Source organism: Caballeronia sp. RCC_10 (assembly GCF_041360715.1).
GTDB lineage: Bacteria > Pseudomonadota > Gammaproteobacteria > Burkholderiales > Burkholderiaceae > Caballeronia > Caballeronia grimmiae.
Genome location: NZ_JBFUPT010000002.1, coordinates 524127 through 543188 on the forward strand (window position 1 = coordinate 524127; position 19062 = coordinate 543188).

The window sequence follows — 19062 nt, forward strand, 5'->3', positions numbered from 1 at the left end:
GCGCCCGTGCAAGGCTTGTCATGTGAGGTCGTCATGGTTCATCCAATCTGCGCAGCCCGGCGCGCGCTCACCGTGTTCTTCGTGCTCGGTGCGGCAAGTCTCGGCGCGTGCCACGTCGTTACCGATACCGAACTCGCGGCGATCCGCAACCAGGGCCAGCACAAGGGCCCGGACGCCGGCAAGATGCTGAGCGAGCAACTCATCCCTTATGCCGACAAGAACGCGAAGCCGGCTTCGCAGGTGATCGCCGCGCTCAATTCGAACTTCGACGATGCGTGCAAGCAATACGGCTTTCGTCAGAGCACTGCGTTCCCGTGCAACTTCTGGTTGCGCGTGCAGGGCAAGGTAACGCGCATCGACGGATCGTCGCGGGTCGGCAAGGCTTATGTGGACGTGGCTCCCGCGTCGGGCGGCGAACCCGTTCATGTCGTGTTGCAGACCGGTCCGGTCGTGGTCGGCACCGGCGTGCGGGATGGATTTCCCGGCGTGAAATACAGCGACTTCGATGACCAGACGCGCTTCGCCGCGTTCGGTCAGGAACTCAACAAGCTCGTCGTGAACCGCGTGCAATCGATGAAGCTGAAGGTCGGCGAGACGGTAGACGTCGCCGCCGTCTACAGCACATGGAGCGAGCCGACAGGCGAGATTCGCGCGATACCGGTGGCCTGGAAATGAACGAAACCCCGAGCGAACCGCGCAATATGAACACGGCGAACGTGATCGAGACGCGCGCCCTGTCGAAGCAATATCCCGGCACTGCCGCGCTCGTCGACGTGAACTACAAGGTGCGTCGCGGCAAGGTGAACGTGCTGATCGGCGAGAACGGCGCGGGCAAGTCCACGTTGATGAAACTGCTCGCGGGCGCGGAGACGGCCACCTCCGGCGAGATTTGGGTCGATGGCCAGATCGCGCATATCACCGATGTGCGCAGTGCGGAGCATCAGGGCATCGGCATCATATTTCAGGAGCTGAATCTCTTTCCCGACATGACAGTCGCGGAGAACATCTTCGCGGGCAACGAGCTAACGAGTTCGGGCGTGATCCGCGCGAAGATGGAGAATCATCAGGCGAAGGTGCTGCTCGACCGCCTGCGCATTCCGATCAGTCCGCGCACGCGGCTCGGCGATCTTTACGTCGGCCAGCAGCAGCTCGTGGAGATTGCGAAGGCGCTGTCGAAGCACATCAAGGTGCTGATCATGGACGAGCCGACGTCCGCGCTCTCGAAGACCGAAGTGGAGATTCTCTTCAAGATCATCGGCCAGTTGAAGGAAGAGGGCGTGACGGTGATCTATATCTCGCACCGCCTGGAAGAGATCATGGCGATCGGCGATTGCATCACGGTGCTGCGCAACGGGCGTCTCGTTGCCGAAGACGATATCGCCAACATCGACATTCCGTGGATCATCGAAGCGATGGTCGGTTCGTCGAAGAAGCGCTTCGCGTTCGAGCAGCACGCCATCGGCGATGAAGTGCTGAACGTGAAGGACCTCGCGCTCAAGCGTTCGAACGGCATCTATGCGGTCGATCACGTGTCGTTCTCGGTGAAGGCGGGCGAAGTCATCGGCATCTACGGGCTGATGGGCGCGGGCCGCACGGAACTGCTCGAATCGCTGCTCGGCGCGCAGCCGCTCGCGCTCGGCGAAATCGAACTGGCGGGCAAGGCTATCGAAGATTTGCCGATACCGAAGCGCATCGAAGCGGGCATCGCGCTCGTGCCGGAAGACCGGCAGAAGCAGGGCATGGTGCAACTGATGACCATCCTCGAGAACATGACCTTGTCGAGCCTCGGGAAGTTCACGCGCCGCTTCGTCGGGTCGCTCGCACGCGACAAACAGGTGGAAGCCGCGAGCGATATCGTCAAGCGGCTCGCGATCAAGGCGTCGTCCGTCGATGCGCCCATCATGTCGCTATCGGGCGGCAACATGCAGAAGGTGGTGATCGGCAAGGCGCTGCTCACGAAGCCGAAAGTGCTGCTGATGGACGAGCCGACGCGCGGCATCGACGTCGGCGCGAAAGAGGACGTCTACAAGACGATCAGCCTGCTCGCGCAATCGGGCATCGCGGTGATCTACGCGACGTCCGAACTCGACGAAGCGATGGCCGTCTCCAATCGCGTGTTCGTGATGGCGAGCGGCAAGCTCACCGCCGACATCAGGCGCGAAGAATTCGACAGCGAACGAATCGTGCGCGCATCGACGCCCGCGACCGCCGTGGTCTGAGAGAAGCAAACCGAGATCGAAACCATGAACACTCCCAACAGCAGCAACCCGCCAGTGCATCCGGTGCATGCGAAGCACAGCCGGCATACCGCGTATGTCGCATCGCGGATCGCGGTGAACCTGCTCAAGCTGCGGATTTTCATCGCGCTCTTTGCGATCATCATCGTCTTCTCGCTGGCGACGGAGAACTTCCTCTCGACCAGCAACATGCTGATCATGGCGAAGCACGTGACCGTGGTCGCGATCCTTTCCATCGGCATGACGCTCGTGATCCTGACCGGCGGAATCGACTTGTCCGTGGGATCCATCGTCGGCATAAGCGGGATGGCCGCGGGCTATCTGCTGCTCGAAGGCGTGAAGATCGGGCATCACGTCGTGTTCTTCAGTCCGCTCGGCGTCACGATCATTGCGTGCGTGCTCGGAGCGCTGATCGGGGCGGTGAACGGCTATCTGATCACGATGCTGAATGTCGCACCGTTCATCGCGACGCTCGGCATGTTGTACGTGGTGCGCGGCGCCGCGCTGCTCGTCAACAACGGCAGCACGTATGCAGACCTCGAAGGCAATCCGGCGCTCGGCAACACGGGCTTCGAATTCATCGGCAACGGCACGATACTCGGCCTCTCGATGCCTGTCTGGATCATGCTCGTGCTCGCAGTCGTGACCATCTTCATCGCACGCAAGACGCCGCTCGGACGCCGCATCTATGCGATCGGCGGCAACGAACAGGCCGCGCGCTTCTCGGGCATCCGCACGAATCGCGTGAAGCTGTTCGTCTACATGTTCTCGGGCTTCTGCGCGGCGCTCGTCGGGCTCGTCATCACCGCGCAGTTGCAAACCGCTCACCCGCTCACCGGGCAAACCTACGAACTGAACGCGATCGCAGCGGTCGTGCTGGGCGGCACCGCATTGATGGGCGGACGCGGCACCGTGTTCGGGTCGGTGATCGGCGCGTGCGTGATCAGCATTCTGGGCGACGGCATGGTGATGTGCGGCATCAGCGACTTCTGGCAGATGGTGATCAAGGGACTCGTGATCATCTTCGCAGTAGTGGTCGATCAGTTGCAGCAGCGCCTGCAGTCGCGCATGGTGTCGCTCACCGCCTGATGCGCGCCACGAAAGAGAGACAAGGACCGTCCAATGAAATACGTTCTGGCGATCGATCAGGGCACGAGCGGCACCAAGGCGCTGATCTTCGATAGCGAAGGGCAGGTACATGCGCGCGGCTTCGCGGCAGTGGCCTGCACCCATCCGCGCACGGGTTTCGTCGAACAGGACGCCACTGCGCTGTATGAGTCGGTACTGCGTGCGGTGACCGAGTGTATCGGCAAGTTCGAAGGATCGCGTGACGACATCGCAGGCGTGGGCATTTCTAATCAGCGCGAGACTGTCGTGTTGTGGAATGCGCAAGGCGAGCCGATCGTGCCTGCGGTGTCGTGGCAGTGTCAGCGATCGCTCGGCGTCTGCGAGCGCTTGAAGGCCGATGGACTCGGGCCTGTCATCGCACAGAAGACGGGTTTGCTGATCGACCCGTATTTTTCAGGCTCCAAACTCATCTGGCTGAACGAGAACGACGAACGCGTGCGCGATGCCATCGCCAAGGGCGATGCTTACTTCGGCACCGTCGATAGCTGGCTGCTGTATCGGCTGACGAAGGGCGCGGCGTATCGCACCGACTATACGAACGCGTCGCGCACGATGCTCTTCAACCTTGCGACGCTGCAATGGGATCGCGAACTGGTGGAGACGTTCGGTCTTCGAGGTCTGCGTCTGCCCGAGCCGATGCCTTCCGCCTCTGACTTCGGCGCAACCGACTTCGACGGCCTGCTCGACCGTGCGATACCCGTGCTTTCGATGATCGGCGATTCGCACGCGGCGGCCGTCGGGGAAGGATGCCTGCATCCGGGCGTGGCGAAAGCGACGATGGGCACCGGCTCGTCGATCATGATGAACGTCGGCGCGCATCCGCAAGAACCGGCGCATGGCCTCGTGTCCACACTATGCTTCGCAAGCGATGAGCGCGTGGATTATGCGCTGGAGGGCATCGTCATCAGTGCGGGGTCCACGCCGGCGTTCCTCAAGGACAAGCTGCGTCTCTTCGACGATTTCGCGCAAGCGGAGCAGGCCTTCATCGACTACGACAACGGCGGCGTGTTCGTGCTTCCCGCGTTCTCTGGCATCGGCTGTCCGCACTGGAAGTATCCGGGCGGCGCGCAGATCGTCGGGCTCGATTTCTCGAAGTCCTGGCAGCACGTCGCGCGTGCGGCGTATGAATCCATCGTCTATCAGATCAAGGACGTCATCACGGTGATGGAGCAGGCAGCCAACGTGCGCCTGCGCGAACTGTATCTCGATGGCGGCCTCGTGCAGCGTCCGTTCTTGCTGCAGTACCTGTCCGATACGCTCGATCGCCCTGTCAGCACGCTCGCGTTGAGCGAGATATCGGCGGCGGGTGCGGCTGCGCTTGCGGCATGGAAGGGCGGGCTGATCGCATCGCTCGAAACGTATCAGAGCAAGCGCGTGATTGCGCGGCGTGTCGAGCCGGGCAGCGGCGTCGATGCGGCGGCGGCGAATCATGCGCAATGGTTGCGCTGGATCGAACGTCTATAACCTTGGCTTTCAGGAGAAGGCAACGTGGCTTACGAAGCAAAGCGGTTCGAGAACAAGGTCGCCGTCGTGACGGGCGGCAGTCGCGGCATCGGATTGGCGATCGCGGAGCGCTTCGCGCAGGAAGGCGCGAAGGTCTGCGTGACCGCGAACGAGAAGAGCGTTCACGATGCGGCCTCGGGTTTGCGCGATGCGGGCTTCGATGCGCTCGCCGTCGAGATGGACGTCACCGACAAGAGCCAGGTCGTCGCGTTGTATGAAGAAGTCGCGGCGAAGCTCGGGGAGGTGGATGTATCGGTGCAGAACGCGGGCGTCATCACCATCGCGAAGCTGCCGGATCTCACGGAAAGCGAATGGGACAAGGTGATGGCAGTGAACACCAAAGGCGTGTTCCTGTGCTGTCAGGAGGCTGCGACGCGCATGCTGCGCGCGGGCAAGGGCGGCCGCCTGATCAACACGGCGTCGGGTCAGGCGCGTCAGGGCTTCGTCTATACGCCGCACTATGCGGCGAGCAAGTTCGGTGTGCTCGGAATTACGCAGAGCCTCGCGAAAGAGCTTGCGCCGACGGGCATCACGGTCAATGCGTTCTGCCCGGGCATCATCACGACGGACATGTGGTCGTATAACGACGAGGCGTGGGGCAAGCTGCTGGGCGATTACAAACCCGGCGAGTTGATGGCGGAGTGGGCGGCCAACATTCCGATGAAGCGCGCGGGCAATGGCGGCGATGTGGCCGGCCTCGTGACGTTTCTCGCATCGGATGATGCGGCTTATATCACTGGACAAACCGTCAATGTGGATGGCGGGATGTTCATGTCGTAGCGGTTGGATGGACCTACGCGAGCACCATGCGTAAATGTCCGGCTCACGGGCGCAATGCCCGTGAGCTTCGTACTGCCGTTTAGGCGACCGGCAATGCGCTCAACTTGCTGACCGTATTGGCACACGCATGCGCAGCTTCGCGGCCCTTCACGAGGAAATGCTCGCGGAAGAAGCCCACGTGTTCCTCGCCGTGATGGAAATGATGCGGCGTGAGCACCGCCGAGAATACCGGCGTGCCGGTTTCGAGCTGAACCTGCATCAAGCCATTGATGACAGCCTGCGCGACGAACTCATGCCGATAAATACCGCCGTCGACGACCAGCCCCGCCGCAACGATCCCCGCATACCGTCCGCTCGATGCGAGGCGCTTCGCATGCAGCGGGATTTCGAATGCGCCGGCGACTTCGAAGAGATCGATATTGTCGTTACCGTAGCCGTATTGCTGCATGGCTTCGAGAAAGGACGTCTTGCACTGATCGACGATATCGCGATGCCAGCAAGCCTGGACGAACGCGATGCGAGGACGATTGGAACGTGTAGCGGATACCGCTTGTGATTCGATGATGTTGGGTGCGTTCATGGACTTCAGCCTGTTTTGTGTGAACAGGGCGAAGGACAGCCGCGCCTGCGCACGCGAAAAATGCGCGCACGTCGGGCGTAGAAATACCGGCTGTCCTGTTCTCTTTCATCCGGACTATACCGTCGGCCCCGGAATCCAACCGGGTCTGCTGACCTCGCTCGATGCAACCTTGCAGGATGCATCGATGAGCGCTCGCGGGCTACGTCGCATGAAGGTTCATATCGACGATTACCGCCGGTGGGGAATCGCACCCCGCCCCGAGAACGTGTTCTTCATGTGTCGAAGAACGGAGGTACGGTATCACGAAAGAGGCAGTGTCCGAATAAATACCGCGTTTTTTACGGGGATTTTGCGGTGATTCTAAGAGTTCAATACTCGTCCATCCGACGCTGCTCCGCTCTGGGGCTGATGACCTTTTCGAAGCACCGCGCATCGGGCTGGTGCACGTAGATGCCATACGGGTTCGTCGCGCGGAAGCCGTTGCGCTGATAGAACGCGATGGCGCGTCGATTAAACGCTCGGGTTTCGAGCAACAGCTTGTGATAGCCCACCGCCGCCGCTTCAGCTTCGAGTTGTGCGAGAAGCGCGCTTCCAACGCCGCAAGTATTCGGGCGGCTATAGAGCCGCTTGACTTCGGCGACGCCATAGTCGAAGCGGCGGAATGCACCGCATCCGAGCGAGAAGCCCTGTTCGTTCCGCGCGACGAGGAATGCACCTCGCGCCGAGCAAACGTCCTGCAAGCAGAACCGGGACTGACCGCTATCCCCGGAATAGACGGCCAGCATGGCGCTGAGTTCGTCGAGAAGCGCCTGCGCGTCCTTCGACCACGGGTCTTCGCGTTGGACAAGGATTGCTGTTCCTGATGGCGTCACGGCGATCACTCCTTATCTGCGGTGTTTTCTGACTCGACCGAACGCGAGCAAACCGCAGACCAGGACGGAGTTTAGCCAGTTGGCGGCGCACGAGTGCGATTGTCAGCGCCTACCGCGCAACTAACTGTCCATCCCGCGTCGCGACTGCAAACAGGAGACGTGAGGTCACTCACCAAGACAACCAGCTTGCAAGAAAGCACCGCTACAACGAGCCAATTGAACTCATCGCTGATTTGCTTACGCCAAAGCATTCGTTTGCGCAGCGCGTATCGGTCACTAGCATGATGCATTCGGGGCGATGACGCCCACATGCAAGGAAAGCCGACATGCAATACAAGGGATACGAGGTAGCACCGTCCGCACACGCGCTGCCGAGCGGCCTCTATGCGGCCAATCTGATCATCGACAACACGATGTCCGCGCCCAGCGCATCGTTCACGTTCGATGCGCTCGACTACTTCTTCGAAGCCGATCACGCGATCGCCTATGCGGTTCGCTGGGCCCGTCTATGGATCGATCAGCGCAGTCAGCGCATGCGCCGCGACTCGTGACGCGGCGCGCGCTGCACTAGGTTCAGGCGAGGCCGGGCGGCGCGGCCCTCGCCACGTCGACATGCTTCGGCAATAGGCCGAGATCGAGAAACGTATCGGCGATCTGCTGTTGCTCGCCGATGATCTCTCGCGTAATCGCCACCGTGCCGAACACCTGCCGGCTCACCGCAAGATCGACGACGGGCTTCGGCAAGCCCCATAGCCGTGCGAGTTCGCTCGCGAGCGCATCGGGATTTTGCTTGCCCCATTGATCGACCGCCTTGATCTCCTCGATGACGATGCGGATCACATCGGGATTCTTCGCCACATAGCTCTGCGACGAGAAGTAATAAGCGCGATTGCCGACGACGCCGCTCGCATCCGCGACGATGCGCGCATTCAGCGTCTGTTGCGCGGCGGCGAAGAACGGGTCCCATATGACCCATGCATCGATCGATCCGCGCTCGAACGCGGCGCGCGCATCGGCAGGCGGCAGGAAGGCAAGCTCGATGTCCTTGTATTGCAAGCCGTGCTGTTGCAGCAGCTTCACGAGAAAGTAGTGGACGTTGCTGCCCTTGTTCAACGCGACGCGCTTGCCTTTGAGATCCGCAACCGTCCTGATCGACGATTGGGCCGGAACGAGCACGGCTTCAGACCGGGGCCGCGTCGGCGTGGCCGCGACATAAGTGAGCGGTGCGCCGGCGGCCTGCGCGAAAATCGGCGGTGCTTCGCCTACATCGCCGAAGTCGATCGAGCCTACGTTGAGCGCTTCGAGCTGCACAGGCCCGGCGGAAAACTCGGTCCAGCTCACGGATACACCGAGCGGAGCAAGCCGCTTCTCGAGCGTTCCTCGTCCCTTCAACAGATTCAGATAACCCTTCTGGTTCCCGACTCGCAGCACGCGCGACTGTCCTTGCGCTGCTTGCTGCGCGAAGGAAGCAGGCACGGCGGCCAGCATTGCGGTGGCGAGCGCGGTGCGAGTGGAGAGAGACAAAAACGCGCGACGGTCGGTAGACTTCTTCGGTTCGGACATGAGGGAATCGGCGCTTTGGCATTTGAAAGATTCCAGATGCTAAAGCGCGCGGGCTTGCGGGCAAACGTAGGAATATGCATAACGCTATGGTCCAGGGCGTCATATGCATTTCGTTTGCGCGGGCTTGGCGCCCGGTCTTGCACGCCGACGCAGTCGCGAAACGGCGCGATGGAGATCAGGGGTACGTCCGCATCACGGCCTGCTCTGACTCCAGTTGCTCGGTGCTCGTCTCCCACACTTCGCCGCGCTTCATGCTCACGTCAAGCGCCTTCAGCGCATTGTCCCAGCTAAAGCGCGCTGCATCCCTGAGGGCTGCCGCATGAAGGCTTTCCCAGGCCTCGCGCGTGCTCGCGCGCTCGATCTGTTCGATGAAATTGTCGGCTGTGTAGTAGATCGAACTATCATCGAGCGCCGCATCCTGTCGCCAGGCGGGCGTAAGTACCGGCAGGCCATACGAGATGTATTCCAGATGCTTGGACGAGAAGCTATGCTGCCGCAACTCGTCGTCACTGATGGTGATAAGCCCGAACTGGTATTCGGCGATGACGTCGGTGGAGGGCGCGTATCCCTTGTAGTTGATGCCGAGCGACGCCGCGGGCTCGGGGCCGCCGTAGACATCCAAATTCGGGTAGAGCTTGCATAACCGCGACAGCAGTGGAAGATTGACCCAGTAGCCCCCAAGATAGCCCAGGAAAATGATTCTGGGCTGCGCGCTATAACGGGCCTGCATGGTCTTCTTGTGCGTGCCGTACGTGATGGGCAGAAAGTTGTTGCCGTTGTATTTCTTCTGGCGCACATAGTCCGCGTAGGTATGCCAGTGAAACGAAAGATAATCGGCGGCAGTGTAAGACGCGACCTCCACCTCGCGTAGCTTTTCGTACCCCGCTTGAGTGAGTTCACCGCCGAACATCATTTCTTCCGCGAAAGGCGAAGGCAGATCGAGGATTTGCACGTCGGCCACCCGCTTGCCGAGCGTCACGGTCTGATCCATATTGCTTTCGCAGATGAGCAGATCGAAATGGCCGCTTTCGCGCAAGGTCGTCTGCAGCACTCTGCCGCGCAACACCATGATGCGCCAAAGCAGATTCGACGTCGCGGAATGGCACGCGGCGCCGCCCATTTTCACCGCAACAGCGAGCACCGCCTCGTGCAGATAAAGGGCCATCTTCAACGGATGCAAAGCGGGCACAAGCCGGCGCACGCCGGTTTTCGCAAGCCGCGATAGCTTGCCGGAATCGAACCGGAGTACGGACGTGAATCCGTTGCGCTTGAGGTAGGTTTCGAGTTCTTTTGGCTTCACGCCGTTTGCGAAAGCATCTTGCGAACAGATGATGACCGCCCGTTTCTCTTGCGTCATGGAACTCTCCTTTATTCGCTAACGGCGTGGCGCATCCCGGCCCGGCATGGCCTACTCGAACTGTCGTGAACCCTTTCAGCCGGCCAGATCTTCGCGGATCATCAGGCAGTCCGTCTCCACCAGGCGGGGGAAGTGGCCTGCGTTGTTCGGTACGAACGCACTGAGAATAAAGCCGCATCGCTCGTATTCGGTCAGTGCATCGCGGAAATCCACCGAGTCGGCATAGAGCTTGTTAATGGCCAGCTCGCTCTGAAGTCCGACGAAGCTGCGCATTACATTCGGCGACGCCTTGACGATTTTGACGTCGAACCCTTGCGTGTCCATCTTGAGGAAGGGGCGCTGAAATCCGTACCCTTCCGTCAGCCGCCGATAGACGGTTTCGAGTCTTTCCGTTTTGACCGTGACGACAAGAGCCACCGCATTCATCTCGCGAAACAGGGAGACTTCGTCGTGCTTCGGGAGGCTCAGTGAACTGAATTCGCTCGACCGCATGACGTTGAATTCGGCATCGCCCTCGCTTTCGGAGATCGCCAGTTCGATCACTTTGCGCTTGTCATCGCCCTTGGCGTGCTCGCGAGCGACGGCGGCGTCTACAGGGTTCGGTTCGAAGGAGAAGATCCAACCGTCATAGCCGACTTTGCGACGTAGCATCGTCGCGTATTGGCCCTGGTTCGCGCCGATGTCGAACACGCAGTCCACTTTCAGATAGGCGAAGAGCTTTTCGAGGTGAGACGTCTCCCATTGCTGATAAAGCTTCCTCCTGTCGATCAACGTCAGGTTCTTGACGTAGGAGAGCGCTCGAATCGGGTCGGACAAGGCTCGCTGAACTGCATCGGCATGCATGAAACGATACCTCTTGTTATTGAGGAGAACCGGATGACGCTGCATTACGCCGTAGCATAATCGCGATCCGTGCTGGCCGCATCATAAAAATATCCCGTGAGCCTCTTCTAAACGTTCGTTCGTAAGGTCGCTGCGCATTGATGTTCATGTAAATAAACAGACGAGTCGGTTTATTCCGCGAAACGATGCATTCCCGCTCCGGAATGGGGCATGCACAGAAATGAGGACTACCACGGATGGGCGAGTGAGGTGACGAGCGGAGACAGCCGGGGTTTCGATTCGAACACTAAGCGGCCTCCCGGACACGGAGACCGGAAACTTCCCACGGCTTGCGTGCCATGCCGAAGCACGACACTCAGCCAGTGCGATGGCAGCGGCAACTCTGCCGCTCGCTCTCGTCTCGTCTAACGCATGGACGGTTGCATGCGCTGGTGCAAGCTCAGACCAACGTCAACTTGACGTCGATGTTATTGCGCGTCGCATTCGAATACGGACAGACGACGTGCGCCTTTTCGATCAACTGCTGCGCCTCAGCGCGATCCATGCCAGGCAAGGAAATCTTCAGTTCCACTTCGATACCGAAGCCATTCGGAATCTGACCGATGCCGACGCTGCCGTCGATGGCGACATCCTTCGGCAGATCGATCTTGTCTCGTGCGCTGACGAACTTGATCGCGCCGATGAAGCATGCGCTATAGCCTGCCGCAAACAGTTGTTCGGGGTTCGTGCCGTCGCCGCCTCCGCCGCCCAGTTCTTTCGGCGTCGTCAGCCGCAGATCGATATTGCTTTCGGGGATGGTGGCGCGTCCATCGCGTCCGCCGGTGACATGCGCGTGGGCACGGTACAGGACTTTTTCGATCGTCATTCCAGCTCCTTTATTGTGTCAACGTTAATAGACCGCTTTCCGGGGCATGGGCTGCGGCCGGAAGCGTCCGGCACAAGAATACTAAAGAGCAGGCGGCGGCGCTCGTCGCTGTCCCTTCGGTCGTTGTAAGGGACTTATCTACAGGCTTGTCCACTAAAATTGTGGATAAGTCAGGGCGGAGGCATCGTGTCCCATCGGAACTTTTCGCCGACGGAGCAGCCGCTTCTCTATCGGTAGATCAATAGGCCGCGCACGTCGCATGACCTTTCGCCTGACGGTTAGATACTACGATGGCATCGACTACCCGCCGCCTTTCACCAGGTCACAGCGATCCATCGAAAAGCGCTTCGCCACGAACGCAATCGTGGCGAAGCAAAATATAAGTACGACGAACGAATCAAACCGACACGCCAGCCGCCGCCAGCACGATGCGCAGGCCGAATAGACATACGGACGAGCACAGCGGTAGCGCAAACAGTCCGGAGCCATAGCGGATGCGAATCATGCAGGCCGACCACCATGCATGCCATACACATTCGGGGAGGGCAGCAAGCCCGCGTCTCAAGATGTTCACGATCGCTCCACGACGATTTCGAGGTATTCGCTCGGCAGCACGAGAGTCGCGTCGCCCGAACGGTTGCGGCTCTCGATCAGCGTCATCAGGTCGCGGATGAAACCCGCCTGCCGCTCGCCTTCGAGCGCGGCGAAAGCCTTATTGATCGGCCCATAATAGGTGCGGAAGACGTCCATGAAATGCGCGGGCGACGTGTAGCGGAACGTGAACTTGCGGCTCGTCGCGCTGATGCTGCGCGCACGGCCATCGAAGAGTTCTTCCAGCCGCGCCTTCGTGCCCCACAGCGCCGGCGATTTCATTCCGGGCGCTGGCGGAATGTACTGGCCTATCGTCTTGAAGACCTGACCGATGAAGCTCTCCGGCGTCCAGTTCGCGAGGCCGATCTTGCCGCCTGGCCTGCAGACACGCGCGAGTTCGTGGGCCGCTCGCTGCTGGTCCGGCGTGAACATCACGCCGAAGGTCGACACCACCACATCGAACGATGCGTCCGCGAAGGGCAGCGCTTCCGCGTCCGCTTCCTGGAACTGAACGGTGAGACCTTCCGCTTCGGCGCGGGCCCGCCCGGCTTCGAGGAGCGAAGGCACGTAATCGGTCGAGGTGACATCGCACCAGCGTCGCGCGGCGGCGAGCGTCGCGTTGCCGTTGCCCGCTGCGACATCGAGCACGCGGCTGCCGGCGCGCACATCGAGCGCTTCGCAAAGGCTTTCGCCAACGATCTGTAGCGTCGTGCCGACGACGGCATAGTTTCCCGTCGACCACGCGGCCTGCTGGCGGACCTTGACGGCGGCTAGATCGATGGCGGGAGAGACAGCGGATTCGACAGCGGACATAAACGACTCCTGATAGGCGGACAGTATTCGAACGGCACGATGCGCGATGCATGCGTTGTGTGTTCGTTGGCGCCGCGGCGCTGCGATACGAATGGCCCGCGCGGCAGACGGGCGCATCGCGATCGAATCTATGAAGAGCGATAGCCGATGCGCATATCGTTCATGAGCCGCGCAGCTTCTTCGCAACGCGCGTCGCCGAGAATGGACGCATCGACATCGACGAGTCCGAGCCTCGGATGCTCCGTGAACAGATAAGCGCCGCACGACTTGCACCAATGCCGTGATTCACGCGGGTCCGTTCTGTAAGCGCCGATGTCATTCACGCCGCGCGTCACGCGCAACGCTTCTTGCGTCCACAGAACGAATGCGTCGACGGGAATGATGTGCCCTCCGTAGCCCACGCCTGCCGGCTCGCCGCTCAGCGTGAAGCGCACGCAACCGCAGATGCATCGAGCGCGATAAACGTCTGGATGGTTCACATGGCCTCCGGTGGCGGTGTGCCGCGCGGGTTCGTTGTTGCGGGTTCGTGTGAGTGCTAGTATCGGCACGCAAGCTGAATGAATGAATGACTGTGCGTCCAGAAGTTTTGTGAAAGACGCCAGATTTCACGAGCGAGCATCATGGATGCGCTATCGAACGTTCTGCGTCTCGTGCGTCTTAGCGGGGCGGTTTATCTAAACGGCGACTTCACAGCGCCGTGGTGCGTGGTCGGTCAGGCTTCGCAGGAATTGAGCGCGACGTTCCTGCCTCGCGCCGAGCGCATCGTGTCGTATCACCTCGTCACGGAAGGAAGCTGCTGGGCGTGTCTCGTCGATGATCCTTCGTCCGCGATACATGTCGATGCGGGCGAATTGCTCGTGGTGCCGCAGGGTGAGCCGCATTTGATGGGCAGTTCGCTCTCGATCACGCCTGCGCGTTCGGAAGAGATGATGGCGCATTATCTGAAGACGACGCCTGGCGAAGTGATGAAGCTGACTTACGGTGGCGGTGGCGAGCCTCGCACGCGAGTCATATGCGGTTTTCTTGCGAGCGACGATACGTTGACGAACCCGGTGTTGTCGGTATTGCCGCGACTTTTCAAGGTAGACATGCGAAACGATCCGCGTTCGGCGTGGCTTGAATCGTCGCTGAGTCTTGCGACGCTCGAGGCGGCTGAATGGCGCGTGGGCAGCGCGATCGTGCTTGCGCGGCTGTCGGAGTTGTTGTTTGTCGAGGCGGTGCGGCGTTGCATCGATGCGTTGCCGGCGGACCGCAAAGGCTGGCTTGCAGGCGTTGGCGATCGTTTCGTGGGTCGCGCGCTTGCGATGCTCCATGCGCGGCCGGAGCATAGCTGGACGGTCGATGAACTGGCGCGCAAGGCGGGCTTATCGCGTTCGGCGCTTGCACAGCGCTTTACGCAGTTGCTGGGTCAACCGCCGATGCAATATCTTGCACGCTGGCGGTTGCAGATTGCCGCGCAGGAGTTGCGCAATGGAACGCGGTCGATTGCGGGGATTGCGGAGCATGTCGGATATGAATCCGAGGCGGCATTCAATCGTGCGTTCAAGCGAGAATTTGGAATGCCGCCGGCGGGGTGGCGGCGTTGCCGCCGGGGCGAAGATGAGCGGCCTGTTGCGCTGGACGGTGATGCTTCTGGCGTCGGGCTGGAAATGGCGGGGGTGCTGGATCGGCGATCACAACAGGTTCTTCGGCGATAGGGGTGTTTGTTTTGTGTTGGCTTGTTAGTGCGTTACACGCTAGCGCTTTGGTCCGGTTATTTGCATGGGATCGGAGTAAGGCGCTAAAGCGCTAATTCTGGTCGACAGCCAAGAACGTGACCCCGCCCCTTCTGCGGGCCATCATGCGCATCGTCCTTCAGCGCGATCCAATAACGATTTGCGATATGCAATTCTGCCAGCGCGAGGACTCGAACAGCGCATTCACCGCTTAGCTTATGAGAAATGAGTCGTACCGGTGACCGCGATCGTGCGCTAACGTGAAGCTCTTCTACATGCGCCAGGAGAGTTAGACGATGTCCACGCTCGCGCCAGAACAAGACTCGCTCGCCGATGCCAACGTGAGTCGCGAGCCGATCTCACGGTTCGTCGTGCCCGACGAAACACGCCTGCCGACGCATGTTGCGTCGATTCATGCGCAGTTTCGCCGGCAGTATGGCTTCGTGCCGAACTGGCTCGCGGCGTTATCGGTGAATCCGGATACCGCTTACCGGCTCGTGACCTTCTACGAGCATCTCTTCGATCCGCATCGCAGTCATCTGACAGCGGCGGAGCGCGAGTTGATCGCGGTCGTCACATCGGCGGCGAACGGATGCAGCTATTGCGTGTTCAATCATACGCAGGCGCTTGCAAGCGTCACGGGCGATACGGTGCGTGCGCAGCGGATTGCGCAGGGTTTTCATAACGTGCGGCTCTCGCCGAAGGAAACCGCGCTCGCGGAAGTGTCGGAACGGCTGACGCGCGATCCGTCGGGCATCGGCGAAGACGATTTGCAGCGGCTCAAAGAAATAGGTTTCACGCAGCAAGCGGTGACGGAAGTGCTGGAAATAGCGGCGTTCTTCAATTACGCGAACCGGCTGACGATTGCGCTGAATGTCGTGCCGGACGATCAATTCTTTGCGGGGCGCGATTTAAAGGTCGCGTGATTGCGATGCACTCTATTCTAAGCACCTTGTCCGAGCGCGCGAAACGTGCGCGCGAGCGCCGCTTCTTGCGCGAGGCCAAACGCGCGATGAGTGAATGCGCCTGCAACGCTTCATACGATGGCGAGGCATCGCGCGCCGAACGGCTTCGATACATTGCGCTCTTCGCGCAGGCGGGGTACTTCAACGGTTCTTCCGTCGAGCAGTTCGAATTGCTGATCGAATGAAGGGCGTTGAGATCATCGTGTGATGCGTAGTTTCAGTACGTATTGCGAAACGTTGGTGCGCAAACGCTAGGCGCGGTTCAACGGATCGCCAGGAAGGAAGGCATCAAGCAGGCCGCGTGAGCAAACCGACCCGCATATGCTGCAGCCTTCATCAGCATCGACGCCTTCGCCGCACTCACCGCCCCAGCCCGCTCGCCGCGATCTGCGCCTGCACGTATTGCGCAAACAGCGCGTGCATGCGCGTCGTCGGATGCAGTTCATCGGCGAACATATACGTCTGGTCGGCGTTCGACGTCGTGTAAGTCGCTGGCGAGCACAGCAGCGACGTATCGCGCGGCGTCTTGGACGGATCGCAGGCCTGCCCCGTGTTCGATACTGCAAAGCCGTTGGCCTGATAGTTCGCGATGGTCTGCGTCGTCCACGTGTACGCATCCAAGAGAATGACCTTGCCTTGCACGCCATTGGTCTGTAACGCGGCGTTCAGCGTCGCGTTGAACAGTTGTGAGAGCTGCGTATAGTTCGCGCCGCCATCGGCGGACTTGATGCCCTGCGGCGACATGCCGATGTTCGGCACATTCACAACGACCACATGTGCCGCCCCGCGCTGAACGATCTGTGCGACGAGTTGCGCGAGCGTGGTTGCCGCCGTCTCGACGGTCGCGTTCGCCGCAGGCGGACTGCCCGCGCGAAGGACATCGTTCGAGCCTCCCCAGACCAGCACGAGCTGGTTCGCGTTGAAGCTGCCGTGCGTGCCGACATAGCTCGATAACTGTTGCGTGACCGGCATCTGAATGTCGCCGATCACATCGGTCAGGAATTGATATTGATCGGCTGGCGTCGCAACCGTCGAGCCGCCCTGCGCGTAATCAAGCCCGCTTTGCGCACGCAACTGATGGCCGAGGTCGATCGTGTAGGCGGGCGTCAGCGTATCGCCGTAATGCTGCGCGACGTCCTGAGCCCATACCTGGCCCGGATTCGTGGTGAAGCGCCCGCCGCCTACTACGCTGGCGATCGGCGCGTAGGTGCCGGCGTCCGAAAGACTGTCGCCGAACGCCACGACTTGCAACTGGACGCCGCCTGCGGGCGAGGACGGAGTGGTGTTGTTCGAGTCGCCTCCGCTGCCGCACGCAGTAAGCAGTGCAATCGTCGCGGCAAGAATTGCAGAACAAATAGAGGATTTGATTGCGGCGCGATGCATCGCTTCTCCGTGCCGGGCCATTGGCCGGGCGAATGTGGCGGGATCATGCGTCGTTAGGATCAGCGACGCGATGCATCGGAAAGCAAGAACAGTGCAATACGGCGATCGAGCGTTCTATTGAGTGTCAGTTTATGGAAAACATCACGCGGCCCGCCTTTAAAGCCCGCGCTTACTCACTACGTCTTTGAACACCGGCATCGCTGAAAATACGTTGGGCCAGCCCGCGTAGAAAGCAAGTTGAGTCAGCACTTCAGAGGCTTCGGTCTTTGTCAAACCGTTGTCCATCGCGCGATTGAGGTGATAGGGAATCTGCGCGACCTGTCCATTCGCGACGAGCGCGCTCACCGTGACGAGACTCCTGTCGCGCGGTGCAAGTGCGGGGCGAAGCCATAGATCGCGAAAGAGGACGTCGGTCGTGTATTGAACGACGCCCGGCGATACTGCGCCAAAGTTGGCATCGACCGTTTGCGCGCGTTGCTTCTCCGCTCCTTCATCGAGCGGAAGCAAGGCCGCGTCCGCTGCAGGAATCCGACTGGCGTCGATGCCACGCTCTTCGAACACATGGCTTGCGATTGCCGAAGCTGCCGTCGCGTTGGCCCACCCGCTATAGAACGCAAGATGCGTGATGATCTCCGAAAGCTCGGCAGGCTTGACACCGTTGTCCAGCGCGAAGCGGAAGTGAAACGGCATCTCGCCAGACTGATTACGCGCGATGAGGACGGACACTGTCGCGATGCTCCGGTCGCGTGCCGACAAGCCGGGGCGCTTCCAGACGCCATCGAAAAGCGTGTGCGTCGTGTAACGGGCAAGGGCCGGCGTTGCCGATTTCATGTCCGCGAGTGTTTCTGGCGATTGCATACGGTCTGTCCTTTCCATGTGATTGCATGCCGACGACATCGCGCTCGCCGCAACGACGGCGAGTACTCGAAGACGCCGCCATGACGGGCTACGGCTTGCGGTATTGTTCATCGGCCACCTGTTCCAGCCATTCGACGTTCTTTCCATCGAGCGCCTCCTGAAGCGCGATGTGTGTCATTCCGGTCGTTGCCGTCGCACCGTGCCAGTGTTTGACGCGTGCGGGAATCGAGACGATGTCGCCCGCGACGATCTCCCGTTTTTCACCATCCCATGGCTGGACCCATCCCTTGCCAGCGGTGACGATCAACGTTTGCCCCAACGGATGCGTATGCCACGCGGTGCGCGCGCCGGGTTCGAACGTCACCATGCCGCCCGAAAGACGCGAGGGCGGCTCCGCCTGAAAGAGCACGTCGATGCGCACATCGCCGCTAAAACGCTGCGTGCTTCCCTTGACCGATGCCACGGACCCCGGATGCGTAATCGCGATGTCCGCGTGCGGTGCAGCGTCCGCCGACGCCGCAATCGATACGACCGACAAGACAGCGGCAACGAGACGCTTCATTCCGTCACCCCGCTCTGGACGTCGCCCGACAGATATTGCTCATCACTTACTTTCTCGAGCCATTCGACGTTCTTGCCGTCGAGCGCCTCCTGTATCGCGATATGCGTCATCGCGGTCGTCGTCGTCGCGCCATGCCAGTGCTTATGTCCGGGCGGGCACCAGATCACATCGCCCGCGCGAATCTCCACACGCGGCTCGCCTTCGCATTGCGTCCAGCCGCATCCGGCAGTCACGAGCAAAGTCTGTCCCAGCGGATGCGTATGCCACGCCGTGCGCGCGCCAGGCTCGAATGTCACGTTCGCGCACGAGACGCGCGATGGCGGCGGCGGCGCATTGAGTGGATCGATGCGGACCGCGCCCGTGAACCATTCGTCCGGACCTTTGATCGAGGGCTGAGAACCAGCGCGTTTCAGTTGCACAAGACACTCCCGGAGCGTGATGATCTGC

Annotated in this window: 21 protein-coding genes and 1 riboswitch; of the genes, 9 read left to right on the plus strand and 12 right to left on the minus strand. The window is 60.7% G+C overall.

Going from position 1 to position 19062, the window contains the following annotated elements; genetic code table 11:
• The first annotated feature begins 33 nt into the window (after positions 1–33).
• The 5 genes from AB6804_RS06885 to AB6804_RS06905 are packed head-to-tail and all read left to right on the plus strand — an operon-like array spanning position 34 to position 5648.
• Entirely contained in the window at positions 34–675 is a 642-nt protein-coding gene (locus tag AB6804_RS06885) for a DUF2291 family protein (protein ID WP_370885814.1), read from the plus strand.
• Positions 672–2219, plus strand: a complete 1548-nt coding sequence (locus AB6804_RS06890) for a sugar ABC transporter ATP-binding protein (protein WP_370885815.1) — start codon at positions 672–674, stop codon at positions 2217–2219. The genes AB6804_RS06885 and AB6804_RS06890 overlap by 4 nt, the downstream gene beginning before the upstream one ends.
• A gap of 24 nt (positions 2220–2243) precedes the next feature.
• Positions 2244–3326, plus strand: a complete 1083-nt coding sequence (locus AB6804_RS06895; protein WP_370885816.1) for an ABC transporter permease — start codon at positions 2244–2246, stop codon at positions 3324–3326.
• Between the two features lie 33 nt (positions 3327–3359).
• On the plus strand, positions 3360–4829 hold the full coding sequence (locus AB6804_RS06900; protein ID WP_370885817.1) for an FGGY family carbohydrate kinase: 1470 nt from the start codon (positions 3360–3362) through the stop codon (positions 4827–4829).
• 24 nt (positions 4830–4853) lie between these two features.
• Positions 4854–5648: a glucose 1-dehydrogenase gene (locus AB6804_RS06905; protein ID WP_370885818.1), complete on the plus strand. Its 795-nt coding sequence runs from the start codon at positions 4854–4856 to the stop codon at positions 5646–5648.
• 79 nt (positions 5649–5727) lie between these two features.
• Here AB6804_RS06905 and AB6804_RS06910 read toward each other — a convergent pair whose 3' ends face one another.
• A complete protein-coding gene (locus tag AB6804_RS06910) occupies positions 5728–6228 on the minus strand; it encodes a 6,7-dimethyl-8-ribityllumazine synthase (protein WP_370885819.1) in 501 nt (166 codons plus the stop codon).
• A 93-nt stretch (positions 6229–6321) separates the two neighbouring features.
• A riboswitch (FMN riboswitch) is annotated at positions 6322–6497 on the minus strand.
• 99 nt (positions 6498–6596) lie between these two features.
• Positions 6597–7100, minus strand: coding sequence for a GNAT family N-acetyltransferase (locus AB6804_RS06915; protein ID WP_370885820.1), 504 nt, complete (start codon positions 7098–7100; stop codon positions 6597–6599).
• 326 nt (positions 7101–7426) lie between these two features.
• On the opposite strand from AB6804_RS06915, the gene AB6804_RS06920 reads away from it, so the two are divergent.
• Positions 7427–7651 (plus strand): hypothetical protein, encoded by a 225-nt coding sequence (locus AB6804_RS06920; protein WP_370885821.1) that lies wholly within the window; start codon positions 7427–7429, stop codon positions 7649–7651.
• A gap of 22 nt (positions 7652–7673) precedes the next feature.
• On the opposite strand, the gene AB6804_RS06925 is transcribed toward AB6804_RS06920, so the two are convergent.
• The 6 genes from AB6804_RS06925 to AB6804_RS06950 form a co-directional block, all read right to left on the minus strand.
• Complete coding sequence (locus tag AB6804_RS06925; protein WP_370885822.1) at positions 7674–8663, minus strand: sulfonate ABC transporter substrate-binding protein; 990 nt, start codon at positions 8661–8663, stop codon at positions 7674–7676.
• 175 nt (positions 8664–8838) lie between these two features.
• On the minus strand, positions 8839–9828 hold the full coding sequence (locus AB6804_RS06930; protein WP_370885823.1) for a hypothetical protein: 990 nt from the start codon (positions 9826–9828) through the stop codon (positions 8839–8841).
• Between the two features lie 267 nt (positions 9829–10095).
• Positions 10096–10863, minus strand: a complete 768-nt coding sequence (locus tag AB6804_RS06935; RefSeq protein ID WP_370885824.1) for an FkbM family methyltransferase — start codon at positions 10861–10863, stop codon at positions 10096–10098.
• A gap of 439 nt (positions 10864–11302) precedes the next feature.
• Positions 11303–11728 (minus strand): organic hydroperoxide resistance protein, encoded by a 426-nt coding sequence (locus AB6804_RS06940; RefSeq protein ID WP_370885825.1) that lies wholly within the window; start codon positions 11726–11728, stop codon positions 11303–11305.
• A 570-nt stretch (positions 11729–12298) separates the two neighbouring features.
• Positions 12299–13132: a class I SAM-dependent methyltransferase gene (locus tag AB6804_RS06945; RefSeq protein ID WP_370885826.1), complete on the minus strand. Its 834-nt coding sequence runs from the start codon at positions 13130–13132 to the stop codon at positions 12299–12301.
• Between the two features lie 128 nt (positions 13133–13260).
• Positions 13261–13611, minus strand: coding sequence for a GFA family protein (locus AB6804_RS06950; protein WP_370885827.1), 351 nt, complete (start codon positions 13609–13611; stop codon positions 13261–13263).
• Between the two features lie 141 nt (positions 13612–13752).
• On the opposite strand from AB6804_RS06950, the gene AB6804_RS06955 reads away from it, so the two are divergent.
• The 3 genes from AB6804_RS06955 to AB6804_RS06965 all read left to right on the plus strand — a co-directional run bounded on the left by AB6804_RS06955 (position 13753) and on the right by AB6804_RS06965 (position 15997).
• A complete protein-coding gene (locus AB6804_RS06955; RefSeq protein WP_370885828.1) occupies positions 13753–14829 on the plus strand; it encodes an AraC family transcriptional regulator in 1077 nt (358 codons plus the stop codon).
• 314 nt (positions 14830–15143) lie between these two features.
• Positions 15144–15773, plus strand: a complete 630-nt coding sequence (locus AB6804_RS06960) for a peroxidase-related enzyme (protein ID WP_370885829.1) — start codon at positions 15144–15146, stop codon at positions 15771–15773.
• Between the two features lie 5 nt (positions 15774–15778).
• Positions 15779–15997 carry a hypothetical protein gene (locus AB6804_RS06965; RefSeq protein WP_370885830.1) on the plus strand — a complete coding sequence of 73 codons (219 nt, stop codon included), beginning with the start codon at positions 15779–15781 and terminating at the stop codon, positions 15995–15997.
• A 175-nt stretch (positions 15998–16172) separates the two neighbouring features.
• Here the strand turns inward: AB6804_RS06965 and AB6804_RS06970 are convergent, their stop codons facing one another.
• The 4 genes from AB6804_RS06970 to AB6804_RS06985 form a co-directional block, all read right to left on the minus strand.
• The gene (locus AB6804_RS06970) at positions 16173–17195 is read right to left on the minus strand and encodes an SGNH/GDSL hydrolase family protein (protein WP_370885831.1); all 1023 of its coding nucleotides are present in this window, start codon (positions 17193–17195) and stop codon (positions 16173–16175) included.
• A gap of 156 nt (positions 17196–17351) precedes the next feature.
• Positions 17352–18053: a carboxymuconolactone decarboxylase family protein gene (locus AB6804_RS06975; protein ID WP_370885832.1), complete on the minus strand. Its 702-nt coding sequence runs from the start codon at positions 18051–18053 to the stop codon at positions 17352–17354.
• Between the two features lie 88 nt (positions 18054–18141).
• Positions 18142–18615, minus strand: coding sequence for a cupin domain-containing protein (locus AB6804_RS06980; RefSeq protein ID WP_370885833.1), 474 nt, complete (start codon positions 18613–18615; stop codon positions 18142–18144).
• On the minus strand, positions 18612–19034 hold the full coding sequence (locus tag AB6804_RS06985) for a cupin domain-containing protein (RefSeq protein ID WP_370885834.1): 423 nt from the start codon (positions 19032–19034) through the stop codon (positions 18612–18614). The genes AB6804_RS06980 and AB6804_RS06985 overlap by 4 nt, the downstream gene beginning before the upstream one ends.
• Between the last annotated feature and the right edge of the window lie 28 nt (positions 19035–19062).

Coding starts and splice junctions, on each gene's coding strand:
- AB6804_RS06940 (WP_370885825.1), bottom strand. CDS start 11,728: ATGACGATCGAAAAAGTCCTGTACCGTGCCCACGCGCATGTCACCGGC.
- AB6804_RS06965 (WP_370885830.1), top strand. CDS start 15,779: ATGCACTCTATTCTAAGCACCTTGTCCGAGCGCGCGAAACGTGCGCGC.
- AB6804_RS06895 (WP_370885816.1), top strand. CDS start 2,244: ATGAACACTCCCAACAGCAGCAACCCGCCAGTGCATCCGGTGCATGCG.
- AB6804_RS06955 (WP_370885828.1), top strand. CDS start 13,753: ATGGATGCGCTATCGAACGTTCTGCGTCTCGTGCGTCTTAGCGGGGCG.
- AB6804_RS06960 (WP_370885829.1), top strand. CDS start 15,144: ATGTCCACGCTCGCGCCAGAACAAGACTCGCTCGCCGATGCCAACGTG.
- AB6804_RS06910 (WP_370885819.1), bottom strand. CDS start 6,228: ATGAACGCACCCAACATCATCGAATCACAAGCGGTATCCGCTACACGT.
- AB6804_RS06885 (WP_370885814.1), top strand. CDS start 34: ATGGTTCATCCAATCTGCGCAGCCCGGCGCGCGCTCACCGTGTTCTTC.
- AB6804_RS06935 (WP_370885824.1), bottom strand. CDS start 10,863: ATGCATGCCGATGCAGTTCAGCGAGCCTTGTCCGACCCGATTCGAGCG.
- AB6804_RS06920 (WP_370885821.1), top strand. CDS start 7,427: ATGCAATACAAGGGATACGAGGTAGCACCGTCCGCACACGCGCTGCCG.
- AB6804_RS06980 (WP_370885833.1), bottom strand. CDS start 18,615: ATGAAGCGTCTCGTTGCCGCTGTCTTGTCGGTCGTATCGATTGCGGCG.
- AB6804_RS06970 (WP_370885831.1), bottom strand. CDS start 17,195: ATGCATCGCGCCGCAATCAAATCCTCTATTTGTTCTGCAATTCTTGCC.
- AB6804_RS06930 (WP_370885823.1), bottom strand. CDS start 9,828: ATGGCCCTTTATCTGCACGAGGCGGTGCTCGCTGTTGCGGTGAAAATG.
- AB6804_RS06945 (WP_370885826.1), bottom strand. CDS start 13,132: ATGTCCGCTGTCGAATCCGCTGTCTCTCCCGCCATCGATCTAGCCGCC.
- AB6804_RS06975 (WP_370885832.1), bottom strand. CDS start 18,053: ATGCAATCGCCAGAAACACTCGCGGACATGAAATCGGCAACGCCGGCC.
- AB6804_RS06925 (WP_370885822.1), bottom strand. CDS start 8,663: ATGTCCGAACCGAAGAAGTCTACCGACCGTCGCGCGTTTTTGTCTCTC.
- AB6804_RS06890 (WP_370885815.1), top strand. CDS start 672: ATGAACGAAACCCCGAGCGAACCGCGCAATATGAACACGGCGAACGTG.
- AB6804_RS06900 (WP_370885817.1), top strand. CDS start 3,360: ATGAAATACGTTCTGGCGATCGATCAGGGCACGAGCGGCACCAAGGCG.